A 15,144-nucleotide genomic window follows, 5' to 3' on the forward strand; every position below is an offset into this window, starting at 1 on the left:
TGAACAACATATTTATGCCGCTTCAATGATCATACGCATATCGTAACTCATTGCGCTAACGGGTACGTCAATGAGGAGCTTGCCGCGCGGTAGCTCCTTTTTCGTTTGTTAAAGTAACGGGTACGATAGCACACTACAATTATGAGGCAGCCGACCACTGTCTCTTTTCAGCTGACTGGCAGGAGAATGGGCAACTATACGAAAGTTACATTGAAGAAAATAAAAATAGGAATGGTATCATTGATGAACCTCGTAATCACGGCGCCGGATTGGGGCTTACCATTTGCTCCGAAATCGTCCGGCTTCATGGAGAGCTGAACATTCAAAGCCGCTCGAACGAAGGAACGGTTATCCGGATCTTCCTTCCCGGATTATACAACTAATTTACAACTTGCCGATAGTTATGAAATATGGCGTTTTTATAATGAAATTGCAGGTTGGAACTGCGCATTCCAAATGCAAATCACAAATCCGGAGGTAAAAACATGAAACTTCTCGAAGCGGTCAAAAGCAAAAAAATAACTGGAACGGTCCTGGCGTCGGCGCTCGTCATCGGAAGCCTCGGCACCATTACTGCATTCGCGGCAAACGGAAGCGACGCGATTCCGAAAAATACGGTCATGACGGTGTCTGCACCAACTGACGCGTCGGTTGCATCATCGGACAAAGCCCAGGGAACGATCGAATACGGTAAGGCCACTTATTCGAGAACCGACGGCAGCCAGAACTTTACATTGGAACATTGGTATAATCCGCAAACGAAGGAATTCAGAACGGATGTAGGGGATTATTCAGCCGATCATCAGCTTCTGGGCTATAAAAGCACCTACTTTCTCAACGGCCGCAACGACATGGTTGTGATTCAACGGGACCAAAACGGCGATCCCGTAAGCGGAAAGATTCTCAAGAGAGCGGATGATTCGCAGCCATTCGCACCATTGGATAAAAAAAATCTCGATTTTAGCGCCGTAAAGGAAAATTACAAAGCAAGCTATTGGACTTCTGTCGGAACCGAGCAAACGCCCGATGGGAAGACCCTGAATAAGATCATGGAAAGCTATAAGTCCTATATTGATGACAACACGCAGGCCAATATGCAGTACATCGTGTACCTCGACCAGAAATCCGGCTTTCCGGTCAAGGAAGAGCTTTATGAGGATTCTACCGGTACATTCAAGCTCTTTAGCACCGATACGGACGAATACCAATACGTTTCGGATGACGGATCCATCTTCAATACAGACGGAGTAACGCTTACCCCTGTCAAGACTTCCGCCGATGTTTATGCAAAATAAAATGTTCACCAAATTTTGAGCTTAATCCGAAGATCTAAAATAGCCCTCACTAGAGAAGTAAAAGGATCCGCCGCGGTGGATCCTTTTACTTCTGCACAAAATATATGATTTTACACATATGTACACCCCCCCCCACAGGGGAGGGGCACAATTGGATTGTCCTAACTTACTACATGAAAAAAATCGATCTTTGATCTAGACCGACGACCAGTCATTAAGCAAACGGGCAAGATAGCACAATGCTGAAGGGCAGGATGGTTCCAAATATGGTAATATGAGGTTAATTGTGAATGGAGGGCCAAATTATGTTGAAATCTAGGTTTGGGATTCTTTTCATCGTATATATGATTGCACTAGTTGGTTGCTCTAAAGATAATAATGTCAAAAAAAATGAATATAGTTTGCAAGATGTTATAGTAGCTATTGAATCACAGAATTTAAAATTGGCATCATTTGGGATGACAGGTACATTACCAACGTTGGATAGAATTATTCCAGAAGTGAACTCGATTGAAGGCGAAGCAACAGTAGATCATACTGATCCTGAGTTTATTTATTTCTATATTTTTAGTACTGAAGCAGCTCGTAAATCCGGAGTCAAAGAATTTAATAAGCAGATGCAAGATGCCAAATTCACAACGTATCCTTTTTTATATGAGAAAGGAAATATACTCAATATTTATTGGGCTAAATCAAAAGAAAAGCCACTTTTTAATGAACCGATTAAATCAGCAATTGAAAAACTCTAAAGGTCAACTGACTGTCAAGTGAAATTGCGATTAGCCGTTCAACTAACGGGTACGATAGTGAGGAGTGCCACGGCAGTTACTCCTCTTTTTTATTGAAGTAATGGGGCAGATTATTAGAATCATGTTCGTGATGTTCTTAGTGGTGACTCCAATTGTCCCTTTATTACCCCAACGACCGAAGGCTACGCTCCATTACACTTTGAATGAAAGACTTCAATTCGTCTATGAATAACTTTGCTGCCTGTCCCATAAATTTATCCGTCCGATAAATAATGCAGATATCTTGACTAGGTGTAGGATTGAGCAGTGTTACCGCTGAGATGTTATCGCGATTCAAATAATCAAGCAGCATTCGTGGTAGTATTGAGGCTCCTAACCCTTGTTCGACTAAGGATAGAAGCGTCGATAACGTAGAGGTTAGAATTGGAGTGTCTATTGAAATTCCTTTTTCTTGGCAACAAGAAAGGATGACCTTCGTAATCTGATGCTCCGGCCCGAACATCACCATCTTCAGCGGCTGCAATTGTTCGAAGGGGATTGCCTTTGACTTCGCAATGGGGTGATCCGATTGGATGGCTAAAGCAAACTCCTCATGGAACAAAGGGATGATCGAAATTCGGGCATCCGGATTCGTAGGAAGTGTGGTAACTCCAAGATCTCTTGTGCCGTCGATAACCTGTTCATACACCTCCATGGTCTCCGTAACACGGATTGAGAGCTTGGGATATGTAAGGTGGAAGTTGACCAACAGCGCATCAAATAGCAAGTCCCCATCGCCTGGGAGTATGCCTATGTCCAGGTTGCCGCCTTCCATTCGCTTAAGATCCGTTATCGCTCCTTTAATATAGTCGATGCGTTCGAAGATGATATGACATTCCTTCAATAAGATCTTACCCGCATCCGTTAACGCGATCCGTTTGCCAATGCGATCGAATACAGGAAGCCCGAGCTCGTTCTCCAAAAACTTGATCTGCTGACTCAGATTCGATTGTGTGGTGCAGAGGTTTTCGGCTGCCCTTGAAAAATGCATCTCCTTACATACGGCAGAAAAATATTCAAGCTGTCTAAGTTCCATTTCTCAGGCTCCTTCCTATAAGTTAAGCGATATCCCTTCATTAATTATAATGGCATTATAATGGCTTTTTCAATTATTACTAAAACTGATCAATTGCATCGGAATCTCGTGATTGCTGCTTTGCGGAGGGAAGTATACACTTTGGATGTGAGAGCGAAACATATAACAATTTTATCGGGAGGTGTTTCGATTTTGGCACAATCGATCATTAACATGGGAAAAGTTCTTCGTCAGATCGTTATCGATCAGCTTCAAGGCGTTCCAGAGGCTCAATTCGAGATTCAGCCAGATGGCTTCAATAATGCAATTCGCTGGAATGTCGGTCATTTATTGGATGGATAAGTATTCTACCCTAAGCTTCGGCTCCCCGTCGGCCATACCGGACTCGTATGATAGCTGTTTAACTCTGGAACAAAGCCCTTGGAATGGACGTTTGCTCCTTCATCGATCGATGGAAGAGTTGGGCCAGATGTTAATGACACAGCTTTCCCGCCTATTTGAGCTGACACCTGAAATGCTTGGCGAGTTGTCTAACTTCGCTTTGATTTAAGAAGCCATTCACCTTAGAACGATATCGAGCCAGCTAAAGGTCCTGTCGCGCTATGAAAAGCAAGAGTCCTTTTTCATGGCGTCTCATCAATCAGACAATTATTCTTTAAGTCTGAAACCGAGTTATCCTCTTTTTCAAAACACCTAAGTTAGAAAATATAGACAAACAAACTCAATATCTGCAGCGACCAATAAACCATAATGAGGAGGATTCTTTCATGGAGAAATCCGTAGGCTCATTCCCATCCCGGACTTGCGAAGTGTTTGATGCTTTTAGGCGGGCTTTTGAAACAGGGCATACAGTCGATTTTCTAAAGAAGGTTACAGATGGTTTTCATTTTTTCGTTCCGCTCCCGCTAGAGGGGTGGAATCACGAGCAGCAAGGCAAAGAACGGTTCGAGGAATTGATCAGGTTCGAGCGCTCAGTATTGCAGGTACAGCTGACTCCACTCTTCGTGCTTGAGAATGAGGACAACGGGATGGTGGTATTTCGAGCGGAAGGTTCGTTGAATGGGCGGCCTTATCGCAATGAGCTTGCAGTCGTCTTCGAGTTCGAGGCAGAGCGGATACGCTCATTCCGCGAATATGTAGGTATGCCGTTAAAAAACTACGAGACCCCATAATAGATACTACCATGAACGGAAATCGTATGCTTCTAAAAAGCCGCGGAAAGATGGAGGAGATAGTCATTGAGCTAATGGGTACGATAGTGCAGAGACCAGGAACAGATCGCCGCGGCAGGAAACTGTTCCTTTTTCGTTGTAGTAACGGGCAGGTTTGTGTGGTCGCAGTGTAGAACATAAATATCAAATAACTATTTGAGGTGTGAAAATGGATAGCGAAGTTACAGCGGTTGGATTTTTGGAAATGCTTCAACAGGGACAACGGTCATTCTCAAAGCTTTGTGTTGAAGACGGGGAGCTAACTGAAGTTGATTTTTCAAACCTTAACTTTGAGGAGTGCCTATTCTCGGTAAATTTTACTGGTTCGAGTTTTGAAAACACGAGGTTTATCAAATCAAATCTAAAAGGATGTATTTTTTCTAATTGTATTTTTAACAATGCGGTATTAGTTGGTAACTTACTAGATGGCACAGACTTTTCGGGAGCGAAGGTAGATGGAATCACTTTTATTGACAACACCTTTCATTCCATAGTAGTTACAGAGTCACATCTTGCTGAAATGATACTTTAAATTAAGGGAGAAACGAATGACAATAAACAAAAAGAGTTCTAGAAGAATATCGGTCAGAGATGACAATTATATATGGATTGTTTCCCCAGGAAGCGGATATATCATCATGATAGCCGAACATGAAATCACTAGAGGGATGCGCCTTGAGGTTTATGTTGAATCAGATATTGACAGCGCTTGGGTAAACTTCCCTAATACAGAACATCTGAATATGAAAATTGTTAGACCTAGTGACGTTGAATATTTTATTTGTCAGGCGCTCGATCAAGGGTGGACTGTAGTTTTTGATTTTGACGGTAAGTTTCTGAAGAGAAGATTACGCTAACTGGGTACGATAGCTTAATAAAGACATTTGATGAAGGAGCTGCCGGGAAAGCTCCTTTTTGCTTTTTCTTTGATACAGCTATTACGAACAAATTTACTTTTCTAGCTATGCAAAAAGGGGTCGCGAAATCTCACGAACCCTTTTTTGTAAAGGATAAGGTGACTGCACCCGTTCCCTAAATTTAATTCTTGAGATACTTGATCCGTGTTCGAAGGGCATAGACATGTACATAAAATTTAGACATTTTGTGCATATATACTGCTGGGCATTGAGCTAACTGGCATTATAGTTGAAAATGTAAAGTCCGTATCAGAGCAAACGCTATTGACAAATAAACTACTACGTGTTACTTTATAGCAGTAGTAAGTAACACTCCATACCAGTGATACAGAATAGCAAGGGGTGATTGTGCTGGAAAATCTAACGGAAATGCTCAAAGGGGCGCTTGAGGGCTGTGTCCTTGAAATTATAAGCCGCAAAGAAACCTACGGCTACGAAATAACGCGGCGGCTGAACGCCCTCGGCTTTACAGATGTTGTGGAGGGAACGGTGTACACCATCCTGATCCGGCTTGAAAAAAACAAGCTGGTGGAGATCACCAAGAAGCCCTCCGATATGGGACCGCCGCGAAAGTTCTTCGCGATCAACGACGCGGGACGTGAGGAGTTGCGTAGGTTCTGGGAAAAATGGGAGTTCGTATCATCAAAAATTGACGAGTTAAAGGAGAAAAAATCATGAATTTTTGGGAAAAGATCACTGGCAGCGACATGACTAAAGAATTGAAATCTTTTGAATCGCGAGTCAAAAAGCTGCCGGCTGATTATCAAGCGGCATGGGGAGAAGTTTGGGCCAACATTTGGCACTACTCAGATTTCTCCGGTCGCAACCTCATGCCAATTCTTGACGGTGTGCTTGGTCTGCTCGAAGAAACGGCGGCGGACGGTCAGAGTGTCCAAGAGGTTTTGGGTGACGATATCAAAGGCTTCTGTTCAGCGCTGGCCGGCGAAGAAGGGGCAAAGTCTTTTCGCGACAAGTGGCGCGAGCAACTCAACAATAATATCGCTAAAAAATTAGGAAAATAGGAGGGTAAAATGATGAGTATACGAGATATCATCGAAGGCAAAAAAGAGTGGCGAGCGCACATGGCGCGTGTCAAGGCGCTCCCGCAAGATTATCAAATTGTTTATAAAGAAATTCAAAAATATCTCTTTAAGGTCGGCCCTGTTGAGCTAACAAACGGGACGGGTTTGCTCTCGGGGATTATCGATCTTTTTGAAGAGGGCGCGGCCTTGGGGAAAGGCGTGCTCGAAGTGACGAGCAGTGACGTAGTGGCTTTCTGCGACGATCTAATCAAAGATTCAAAAACTTACGCTGACATCTATCAAGAATCTGTTGACCAAGAAGGTAATAAGACTATGAAAAAGGTGATGGATAAAAAAAAGTAAAAGGGGGATATCGGGATGGAAAAAGCAATTAAAGTAAAAGGTCTGCGAAAGTCTTTCAAGGACACAGAAGTCTTAAAGGGCGTGGATTTTGAAGTGAAGCGAGGTGAGATTTTCGCCCTGCTTGGCTCCAACGGCGCGGGCAAGACGACGATTGTCAGAATCCTCACCACGCTGCTCAAACAGGACGGAGGCACCGCCACCGTAAACGGATTTGACGTCGCGTCAAAACCCGACCATGTGCGGCATGCGATCAGTCTGACCGGGCAATTTGCCGCCGTGGACGAGATATTGACCGGACGGGAAAATCTGATCATGATCGCCAAGCTGCGACACCTTAAAAATCCGCGTCATGTCGCGGATGATTTACTGAATCGCTTCGGCTTGAACGATGCCGCCGACCGCAAGGCGTCTACGTATTCGGGCGGTATGCGCCGTAGGCTCGACATTGCCATGAGCCTGATCGGAAAACCACAGCTCATTTTCCTCGACGAGCCGACCACAGGCCTTGACCCCGAGGCACGCATTGAGGCTTGGAGGATTGTCAAGGAGCTTGCCGACGGTGGCACAACGGTATTCCTGACCACTCAGTATTTGGATGAGGCTGAACAACTGGCCGATCGAATTTCCATTTTGCATGAAGGCAGGATTATTGCCAATGGCACGCTTGAGGAACTGAAAAAGCTGTTCCCGCCCGCAAAGGTGGAGTATGTTGAAAAACAGCCGACATTGGAAGAGATATTCCTCTCCATCGTCGGCAAAAAGGAGGCGAAGTAATGGAGACGGCAAAAAATCATTTCTTCAGCGATATTAGCGTGATGCTCGGGCGTTCCATGCGCCATATTTTCCGCAGTATGGACACCATCATCACGGTCTGCATCACACCGATTGCAATGATGCTGCTGTTCGTCTATGTGCTTGGCGGCGCCATTCAAACCGGTACGGATAACTATGTGAACTACCTGCTGCCCGGTATCCTGCTGATTGCAATTGCAAGCGGGATATCCTATACGGCTTACCGCCTGTTTTTGGATAAGCAGCGGGGCATCATTGAGCGGTTTCACACCATGCCGATTGCGCGTTCCTCTGTGCTGTGGGGGCATGTGCTGACCTCGCTGGTATCCAATGCCATCTCGGTTGTCGTCATCATTCTCGTAGCGCTCGTTATGGGCTTTCATTCATCCGCCGGGATCCTGTCATGGCTTGCAGTAGCTGGCATACTCGCGCTGTTTACGCTGGCCTTAACTTGGGTCGCGGCGATTGCCGGGCTGACCGCAAAAACGGTGGAAGGCGCAAGCGCCTTTTCCTACCCGATTATCTTCCTGCCGTTTATCAGCTCGGCGTTTGTACCGACCGAGTCGATGCCGAAGGTCGTTCGCGCCTTTGCCGAAAACCAGCCGGTGACCTCAATCGTGGAAGCCATTCGTGCACTGCTGTCAGGTCAGCCGGTGGGCAATGAGATATGGGTCGCTCTTGCGTGGTGCGTCGGGATTTTGCTTGTGGCCTACTACTTTGCGATGAGGGCGTTTAAAAAGCGGGTGTGAATAATTCAAGAAGGAAGCTGCAGGACATATCTCGATTCTAATCACCCCATACAGGAGGTGAGTCATCATGTGATTGCCAATAGTTATTCTCTTTGCTGCATCGAACACACCTTTTTTGACAAAGGGTTTTCCAGCATGAATAACGAATTAGTAGTTGAAAACCATAGGGCTGATAGAAAAGGAAGAGAGGGAAACCAAATGCAAAAGATTACAACAGAAGATTTTAGTTCGTTAGAAAATATGAGGGATGTTGTTGGCTTCTCCGAAACAGGACTGCGCAGAATGAGAGACGTGCTGGCACGGCATGTCGAGTCCGGGAAGATTCCTGGGCTTGTCGCTCTGGTCAGCCGGGGCGGCCAGACGCATGTCGAAGCGATCGGCACGATGCGCCATGATGGTGGCACGCCGATGCGCCGGGACACAATCTTCCGTATGGCGTCAACGTCCAAGCCAGTCGCGGTCGCGGCGGCGATGATCCTGCTCGACGAGTGCCGGCTGCGGCTGGATGACCTGGTAGAGCAATGGCTGCCTGAACTTGCCAATCGGCAGGTGCTGAAACAACCTGACAGTCCGCTAGACGATACTGTGCCAGCACGGCGGCCAATTACCGTACGGGATCTGCTAACCTCCACGTTCGGGCTCGGTTTGGATTTTACGGCGCTGGGCACTCCGATCATGAACGCGATCCTCGAGAAGAATCTCGCGCTCAATGTACCGCCGATGCCCGATCCGGATGAGTGGATTCGCCGCATTGGCTCGCTTCCGCTGCAGTACCAGCCCGGAGAACGCTGGCAATACAACGTCAGCAACGATCTACTCGGCGTGCTCGTTTCTAGAGTCACGGGCCAGTCGTATGGAACGTTCCTACGCGAACGTATCCTCGATCCGCTGGGCATGAAAGACACTGGATTCTATGTGCCCGAAAACAAGATCGACCGGCTGCCGCCCCTCTACGCCCCCGATCCGCAAACCAGAGAGTTCATCGTGTGGGACGAAGCCAAGGGAGGACTCCATAGCCAGCCTCCGGCGTTCGAGAGCGGCGGTGGCGGACTTTCCTCCACCGTCGACGACTATCACGCCTACTTCCGGATGCTGCTGAACAAAGGGATGCACGGGAGCAAACGGATCTTGTCCCGGGCCGCCGTCGAGCTAATGACCACCAACCGCCTAACGCCCGAGCAACAAGCCGTCCGAAACGAAATGGCCACCAACAACGTCCATATATCATTCGGCCAAGGGCAGCACGGTGGCTGGGGCATGGGGATGGCAGTGCGCACCTACCGCGGCGACTACGCGCCCATCGGCCAGTTCGGCTGGGACGGCGGAAGCGGCACCTCGACCTACGCCGACCCGGAAAATCAGCTCATCGGAATCCTGATCACCCAGGTCGGGATGACCACTCCAGATTCAGCGCGGGTTATCCACGACTTCTGGACCACGGTCTATCAGGCAATCGAAGACTAACACCGAGCCCGCACCTGGTACGCCCGCCCTCAACCCACGATACCCAACGGTCAGTCCCCCTGGCGGCCGATTGGAAGCAAAAGTTGCCTTTGGTACTTTGCTTAGACCCCAGATTTAAAATTGGCGATTGATCCAGATGAGTTCATTTATAACAATAAATGGAGTGGTATGTTCCATTGCTTGATATGTTGTTTTTAAATTAGATACAAAGCTAAAATATAACCGTATGATTTCTTCCATTCCTGTGTAAAAACAGACCGATATCTATTTCAAATTGGTCTGTTTTCGTTTATTGGTTAAATTAGGTTCGTGACGCCCCTTCACTATGTAAAAAATGCTCTGCGATAGCGATCGGGTATTTCAGACGTTTATAGCACAAGTTACATATGATGGGCTATAGCAGCCTTATCATAGATAGCCTTTTCTGTGTAATTCGCCTGATTTCTAAATATAATGATACCAGTAAAATTTTGACTTGTCTTTGGCCCTTCATTACGCTAACGGGTACGATAGCATAATGGATGCGACAGTAGAAGACGGGAGGAAACAGGGATGAAAACTTATCAAGTTGCGGTTGCCCGCATGATCGACGCGCCGCTCGAGGCAGTCTATAGAGTCGTTACTGACATGAATGTGCACCTCGGTATCCTGCCCAAACAATTCGAAACGCTTGAGGTGCTACAAGGCGGAAGCGGCTCCGGTACCGTGTTTCGCCTAAATATGAACGTAATGGGAGTAAGGTCGTCCTTACAAATGACTGTTACGGAACCAGAGCCGGGGCGTGTGATTCGGGAGAAGGACGACACAGCGGGCGTCACAACCACTTGGAGGTTAAAGCCCTCCGATGACGGCAGGCATTGCTATGTCGATTTGACGACAGAGTTCCCCAGCAAGCCCGGACTCGCAGGAGTGGTAGAACGGCTTCTTTCTCCACCTATCTTTCGCTCAATATACCACCGCGAATTGGAAAACATTAACGTGTATTTGACAACGGGTCTTGCTGCTCGTTAGGACACTGTTCTCTTCAGCTAACTGGGCACGTTAGTTAGTTCAACGAGTCAAGGAGTAGTTCGCCGCGGCAGCTGCTTCTTTTGTTTATTAAAGGCGGGCTCAGCGTGTATTCTCGTTAAAATGTTGGTGGCACCCTTAAACGCTCTTCCAAAATCACGCGCAGCTCATCGGGAATCCGTTCGAACTCGACACCTTTCCCCAAAAACAAAAGCCAATCTGCATAATACGCCAGCGAATCAACATCAGTCACATCCAGTTGAATATTGAAAATCCCGCTCGATTGAAACATCCCGGTGAATGACAAAATAATTCCCGGGGGGTGCATGCGCTTAAAACGCTGAATCCCAGTCGTATCAAGCCTCACGACAAGATTGGACTCACGTGCAAAAAGCAGTTTTTTGCTTAAAATCTCTTGCTCTGACCACGTCAACTCCCGTTCAGAAATTGCCGAATCCCGCAACATCACAACAGGCAAATAACGAAACTCATTCGTATCAAGATCATAAACCTCGACCAGCCATTGAGCGTTCGTGTTAAATATATGCAGCAAAAAAACGTCCATCAATTGCGGCCAGTCAGGACTCAGCTCATAAGTCAAGCGTAAGTGTTTATCCCGCAGGGCAAGCGAAATCAGCTGATTCAGCTCCTCAGGCGCCGCATCATCGAGCTCCAATAAATTCGGATTGGAAGGATTCGTATTTTCAAAAAGCAAGATATTATTCAGCTCGATTAGCTCGTCTTGCTGGGTTTGCGACGCGATGCCTATGAGTTTTTCAGTGATTGAGCGGCGATTTTGCAGATAAGGCAGCTGCGAATTTTTCGAGGCGATAAAGCTTATAAAAATCGCTTTTAGCTCTTCTGGCGTGAAGCGGACGGAGGGCAGATACTGATTTTGAAGGACATTGTATCCGCCGCCGCGCCCAAGCTCGGTCGTCAGCGGAAAACCCATCGCCTGAATCTCGTTAATGTCGCGAATCGCCGTTGCGCGGGAAATCTTGAACTCCCGCTGAATCTCGGCAATCGTAAAATGCGCGCGGTTATTGATGTAGCGCATGATCAGGTTCACTCGTTCTGTTTTTTTCATGATTTTATTGTATCAAAAAAGCAGCAGAAAGCACGAAGATGAAATAAAAAGTATCATTTTTTGATACATTCTGAAAATAGAATCAATCTTGTAAGAAACAAATACAAATCCACAAAGGAGAGAACAAAATGTCTAACTACGCCATCAAAACAATCTCGGAAAACTACAAAATGACTGCTTTCGGTGTTTCACTTGAGGACTACAACGACTGGGCGGGTAATGCAGCAAAAACTGCAACGAAAAAAGCTCAAATCACTGAAAACAACAAGCTTGCTGAACTTCTCGCGCTCGCGGACGGGCAAGAGTATCAAATCAATTACGTGATCGCCGGCAAGGCTTGGCGCGGCTTCGGCGTGATGGGCGAGTTCAACGTGGAAGGAGCGGACGTCCTCGATTTCCTCGCTGGCGACTACCTCGTCGTGCCTGGAACAAGCGCTGACAAAGACCGCCTTGCTGACGAAATCACTGGCAAAGTTTTCGGCGGCATGTTGCAAGGAATCACAGACTACAAGTACGTTGGTCCTGGTAACTCAACATTTGTGAAAGCAGCTGAAAACGGTGAATTCTACGGCGAAATGTGGCTTCGTGTACAAAAAGTCGAAGGCTAATTGCTGAATATAAGGAGATCTCACATGACAAATTACACGCTGGAACACAAAAAATCATTCACGTTGACCGCTTATGGTTTTTCAATCCAATCGAATTTTCAAGACATGCCGGCTTTGCAAAAGGAAAAAGCTGAGTTTTGGGGCGAGCTCAAAGCTGACGGGCGTTTTGATAAGCTCAAAAGAGCCGCAAAGGACGATCGCGAATGGTCAGTTAACGAGGTTTATCAAGGCAAACCTTGGAATTATTTTGCGGTAGTAGCTGGCAAATCAGTGGCAGACGCAACACGCATCATCGAGTTTCCAGAGAGCGAGTACATCGTGGTCGCAGGAAATGGCGACAAGGAAACTTTGTTCGATCAGCTGACTTACCGTGCTTTTGGTGAAATCTTGTCCCAAATCACTGACTATGCTTACATCGGCGGTCCAAATGCGACTTATCGAAAAGATAACGGAGACGGCACATTCTACGGCGAATTTTGGGTGCCTGTGGTTAAAAAATAAGAAGAAGCCCCATTCTTGTCCGAAAGAAGTCCGCGGTATCTGCGGGCTTTTTCGTTTTTTCGATTTATCACAAGGGTGAAATTATCCTTCAGACAAAGAAAATGTGATAAGGTGTTTCCCGGCTACGAGGGGATGGATATTCAGCAACTTATTTTCTCCAACGCCCTTCAGACACTTCAAGCAAGCTTGTCCGGAGAGAGAGCGGAGGCGGAAGCCCCTCAAGGGATTAGAATGATTTAGAGACATATGTATAAAATACTATGTAATCTAGATTTACTACTTCTACAGAAATCACTAGTATTCATGCAGTAATTTATGGATTGTGACACAATAACTATTACCCAACTGACAGACAGCAATAAGCTGTCTTCAGAGTAAAAGAAATCGAAAGGAAGAAAGACGAATTGGAGCAAGTTCGGACACATCTCGCACGAATGCCGGCAAACAAGATCGCGTTGCACAGGAAAGAGGGGACTCAATTCGCTCTTATCGCATTGTTCCTTAATTTTGCGCGCTTAGCAAGGAAGCGCTCAACGTAACATTAATCACGCTGCTTACGTTTCTTCCAATAAACATAAACGACTATGGCTACAACCACACATCCGATTAAATTGACGATTGGCCAATGGGTTTCAATCCACATATTAATCACCACCTTAACGATCTTTTATATTCAATCAATTATTTAGGCATATCCACATAATCTAGGCGTCTAAGGGATACCAATCCCAAGAGTAAGCCTACGAATGCCAGCGAGAGAGGAATAATAACAGTCATGGAGAGCGAGACTCCAGAGGGGGAAAAATTGAGAACTCCGCAGATCAGGAGAGAAGAAACAATAGTCGCCGGAATTGAATGAGTCTTCATTGCAACATAAAACGGGATGAGACCAATACCGGTTGCCGTCAATCCCAGATAGACCAGATCTATGCCTTGACGAAGGACTACTTCTGAAGGAAGCGACCCTGGAAAGAAGTGCAAAACCATATTCCCAAGAATGAATACTACGGTTGTCAATGCTCCTGAAACGATCACAGCAATGAAGGTCCAGCTTGCAACGATGCACATTTTCGCCAATAGTAGTTTCTCTCGTTTGATTGGGTAGCTGAATAACTGAAGAATTGTCTTGTTGGTATACTCCTCGACAACCAATTTAGCTATAAGGACAGCGGCAAAGATGATAAATACAGTTCCGTTCATCACATTAATCAAGGTAAAGGCAGTCGGGTAATCGGTAAACAATTCTCCAGTAGCGCCTGTGTCGGTTCTTTCTACGATAGGAAGAATTATGCCAATCATTGCGAGGGCCAGCGATAAAATAATCGTTATGCGAACAAAAGTCCACAGCTTGAGTTTCATTAATTCGATCTGGATGAGTCTAATCATGATCATGATCTCCTTGAGTCAGCTCTACATAATAATCTTCCAGGGACCCGCTGCTGTTCCTAATGGAATCTATTTGTATATCATGGTTGATTAATGTATGGTAAACGTCCCTTTGCTCAACATTGTCTGAAATACGTATGCTATCGTTTCGCGTGATGACTTGTACCAGCCCGAGCCCCTGTTGTAATACGAAAGCAGCTTCCTTCGCATTCCTCGTAATGACTTCAATATACCCCGCATGCCTTCTACGAACATCCTCAATTGTCACCTCCACGAGCAGTTTTCCTTTCTTGATGACACCAATTGCATCAACGAGTTTGTCCATTTCGTCCAACCGATGACTGGACATAAGAATAGTAACGCCATGTTCTCTATTTAATTGTTGAAGGATATCGCGGACTTCTTCTACGCCTTCCTGGTCCAAGCTATTTAGAGGCTCGTCCAAGATCAACAATTCGGGTTGAGCGATCATTGCTCGAGCGATCCCCAATCGCTGCTTCATGCCAAGCGAATATTTTTCAACCGCTTGTTCGCGATTTCTATATAAACCGACAAGCTTTAATACTTTCTCAATTGAATCAAGATGCGGAATGCTCATGTACGCGCAATGAATATGCAAATTTTCAAAAGCGGTTAGCTTTTCGTAGAAGATGGGGTATTCAATCATGCTTCCAATTCGTCTTAACTGATGATAAGAACCGGGAGCTACTGTTTCGCCAAATAATTCAATAGATCCTCGAGACGGCTGCACAAGGTTCAGGATCATCTTCATGACAGTCGTTTTCCCGGATCCGTTGGGTCCTAGAAAACCATAAACCTGCCCTCTATTAATATTCATACTTACTTCTGAAATCAGTTGTTGCCCCTGTACGCTCTTGGATAGATCGTGTGTTCTGATTATGTAGGTCATCAAATGG

Annotated in this window: 19 protein-coding genes and 1 pseudogene; 16 read left to right on the forward strand and 4 right to left on the reverse strand. The window is 46.0% G+C overall.

Annotated features, from left to right (window positions below; translation table 11 throughout):
* Positions 1-239: 239 nt before the first annotated feature.
* From AC0YOA_RS36545 to AC0YOA_RS36555, 3 genes are all read left to right on the forward strand, one after another.
* Complete coding sequence (locus AC0YOA_RS36545) at positions 240-383, forward strand: ATP-binding protein (protein ID WP_475790716.1); 144 nt, start codon at positions 240-242, stop codon at positions 381-383.
* Positions 384-485: 102 nt separating this feature from the next.
* A complete protein-coding gene (locus AC0YOA_RS36550) occupies positions 486-1,295 on the forward strand; it encodes a hypothetical protein (RefSeq protein WP_475790694.1) in 810 nt (269 codons plus the stop codon).
* Between the two features lie 305 nt (positions 1,296-1,600).
* The gene (locus AC0YOA_RS36555) at positions 1,601-2,044 is read left to right on the forward strand and encodes a hypothetical protein (RefSeq protein WP_475790695.1); all 444 of its coding nucleotides are present in this window, start codon (positions 1,601-1,603) and stop codon (positions 2,042-2,044) included.
* Positions 2,045-2,207: 163 nt separating this feature from the next.
* On the opposite strand, the gene AC0YOA_RS36560 is transcribed toward AC0YOA_RS36555, so the two are convergent.
* Positions 2,208-3,119, reverse strand: a complete 912-nt coding sequence (locus tag AC0YOA_RS36560) for a LysR family transcriptional regulator (protein ID WP_475790696.1) — start codon at positions 3,117-3,119, stop codon at positions 2,208-2,210.
* 192 nt (positions 3,120-3,311) lie between these two features.
* Between AC0YOA_RS36560 and AC0YOA_RS36565 the strand changes: the two are divergent.
* The 11 genes and pseudogenes from AC0YOA_RS36565 (at position 3,312) to AC0YOA_RS36615 (ending at position 10,648) form a co-directional block, all read left to right on the forward strand.
* Positions 3,312-3,669 (forward strand): annotated as a pseudogene (locus AC0YOA_RS36565) (DinB family protein).
* Positions 3,670-3,886: 217 nt separating this feature from the next.
* A complete protein-coding gene (locus AC0YOA_RS36570; protein WP_475790697.1) occupies positions 3,887-4,291 on the forward strand; it encodes a nuclear transport factor 2 family protein in 405 nt (134 codons plus the stop codon).
* A 208-nt stretch (positions 4,292-4,499) separates the two neighbouring features.
* On the forward strand, positions 4,500-4,862 hold the full coding sequence (locus AC0YOA_RS36575) for a pentapeptide repeat-containing protein (RefSeq protein WP_475790698.1): 363 nt from the start codon (positions 4,500-4,502) through the stop codon (positions 4,860-4,862).
* A 16-nt stretch (positions 4,863-4,878) separates the two neighbouring features.
* The gene (locus tag AC0YOA_RS36580; RefSeq protein WP_475790699.1) at positions 4,879-5,187 is read left to right on the forward strand and encodes a hypothetical protein; all 309 of its coding nucleotides are present in this window, start codon (positions 4,879-4,881) and stop codon (positions 5,185-5,187) included.
* A gap of 429 nt (positions 5,188-5,616) precedes the next feature.
* Entirely contained in the window at positions 5,617-5,925 is a 309-nt protein-coding gene (locus tag AC0YOA_RS36585; RefSeq protein WP_475772930.1) for a PadR family transcriptional regulator, read from the forward strand.
* Positions 5,922-6,269, forward strand: a complete 348-nt coding sequence (locus AC0YOA_RS36590; RefSeq protein ID WP_475772849.1) for a DUF1048 domain-containing protein — start codon at positions 5,922-5,924, stop codon at positions 6,267-6,269. The genes AC0YOA_RS36585 and AC0YOA_RS36590 overlap by 4 nt, the downstream gene beginning before the upstream one ends.
* 12 nt (positions 6,270-6,281) lie before the next feature.
* A complete protein-coding gene (locus tag AC0YOA_RS36595; RefSeq protein ID WP_475790717.1) occupies positions 6,282-6,632 on the forward strand; it encodes a DUF1048 domain-containing protein in 351 nt (116 codons plus the stop codon).
* 15 nt (positions 6,633-6,647) lie between these two features.
* Entirely contained in the window at positions 6,648-7,406 is a 759-nt protein-coding gene (locus AC0YOA_RS36600; RefSeq protein ID WP_475790700.1) for an ABC transporter ATP-binding protein, read from the forward strand.
* Entirely contained in the window at positions 7,406-8,173 is a 768-nt protein-coding gene (locus AC0YOA_RS36605; RefSeq protein ID WP_475790701.1) for an ABC transporter permease, read from the forward strand. The genes AC0YOA_RS36600 and AC0YOA_RS36605 overlap by 1 nt, the downstream gene beginning before the upstream one ends.
* A gap of 240 nt (positions 8,174-8,413) precedes the next feature.
* On the forward strand, positions 8,414-9,637 hold the full coding sequence (locus AC0YOA_RS36610; protein WP_475790718.1) for a serine hydrolase domain-containing protein: 1,224 nt from the start codon (positions 8,414-8,416) through the stop codon (positions 9,635-9,637).
* A gap of 552 nt (positions 9,638-10,189) precedes the next feature.
* Entirely contained in the window at positions 10,190-10,648 is a 459-nt protein-coding gene (locus AC0YOA_RS36615) for an SRPBCC family protein (protein ID WP_475773012.1), read from the forward strand.
* Positions 10,649-10,763: 115 nt separating this feature from the next.
* Here AC0YOA_RS36615 and AC0YOA_RS36620 read toward each other — a convergent pair whose 3' ends face one another.
* Positions 10,764-11,732, reverse strand: coding sequence for a helix-turn-helix transcriptional regulator (locus AC0YOA_RS36620; RefSeq protein WP_475790702.1), 969 nt, complete (start codon positions 11,730-11,732; stop codon positions 10,764-10,766).
* Positions 11,733-11,860: 128 nt separating this feature from the next.
* On the opposite strand from AC0YOA_RS36620, the gene AC0YOA_RS36625 reads away from it, so the two are divergent.
* Together AC0YOA_RS36625 and AC0YOA_RS36630 are read left to right on the forward strand one after the other, a co-directional pair.
* Positions 11,861-12,340 (forward strand): hypothetical protein, encoded by a 480-nt coding sequence (locus AC0YOA_RS36625; RefSeq protein WP_475790703.1) that lies wholly within the window; start codon positions 11,861-11,863, stop codon positions 12,338-12,340.
* 24 nt (positions 12,341-12,364) lie between these two features.
* Positions 12,365-12,841: a GyrI-like domain-containing protein gene (locus AC0YOA_RS36630; RefSeq protein WP_475790704.1), complete on the forward strand. Its 477-nt coding sequence runs from the start codon at positions 12,365-12,367 to the stop codon at positions 12,839-12,841.
* Between the two features lie 681 nt (positions 12,842-13,522).
* Here the strand turns inward: AC0YOA_RS36630 and AC0YOA_RS36635 are convergent.
* Complete coding sequence (locus AC0YOA_RS36635; protein WP_475773008.1) at positions 13,523-14,227, reverse strand: ABC transporter permease; 705 nt, start codon at positions 14,225-14,227, stop codon at positions 13,523-13,525.
* Entirely contained in the window at positions 14,220-15,137 is a 918-nt protein-coding gene (locus tag AC0YOA_RS36640; RefSeq protein ID WP_475773007.1) for an ABC transporter ATP-binding protein, read from the reverse strand. The genes AC0YOA_RS36635 and AC0YOA_RS36640 overlap by 8 nt, the downstream gene beginning before the upstream one ends.
* Positions 15,138-15,144: the final 7 nt, after the last annotated feature.

The sequence above is a fragment of the Paenibacillus sp. JT22N12 genome, assembly GCF_056269365.1.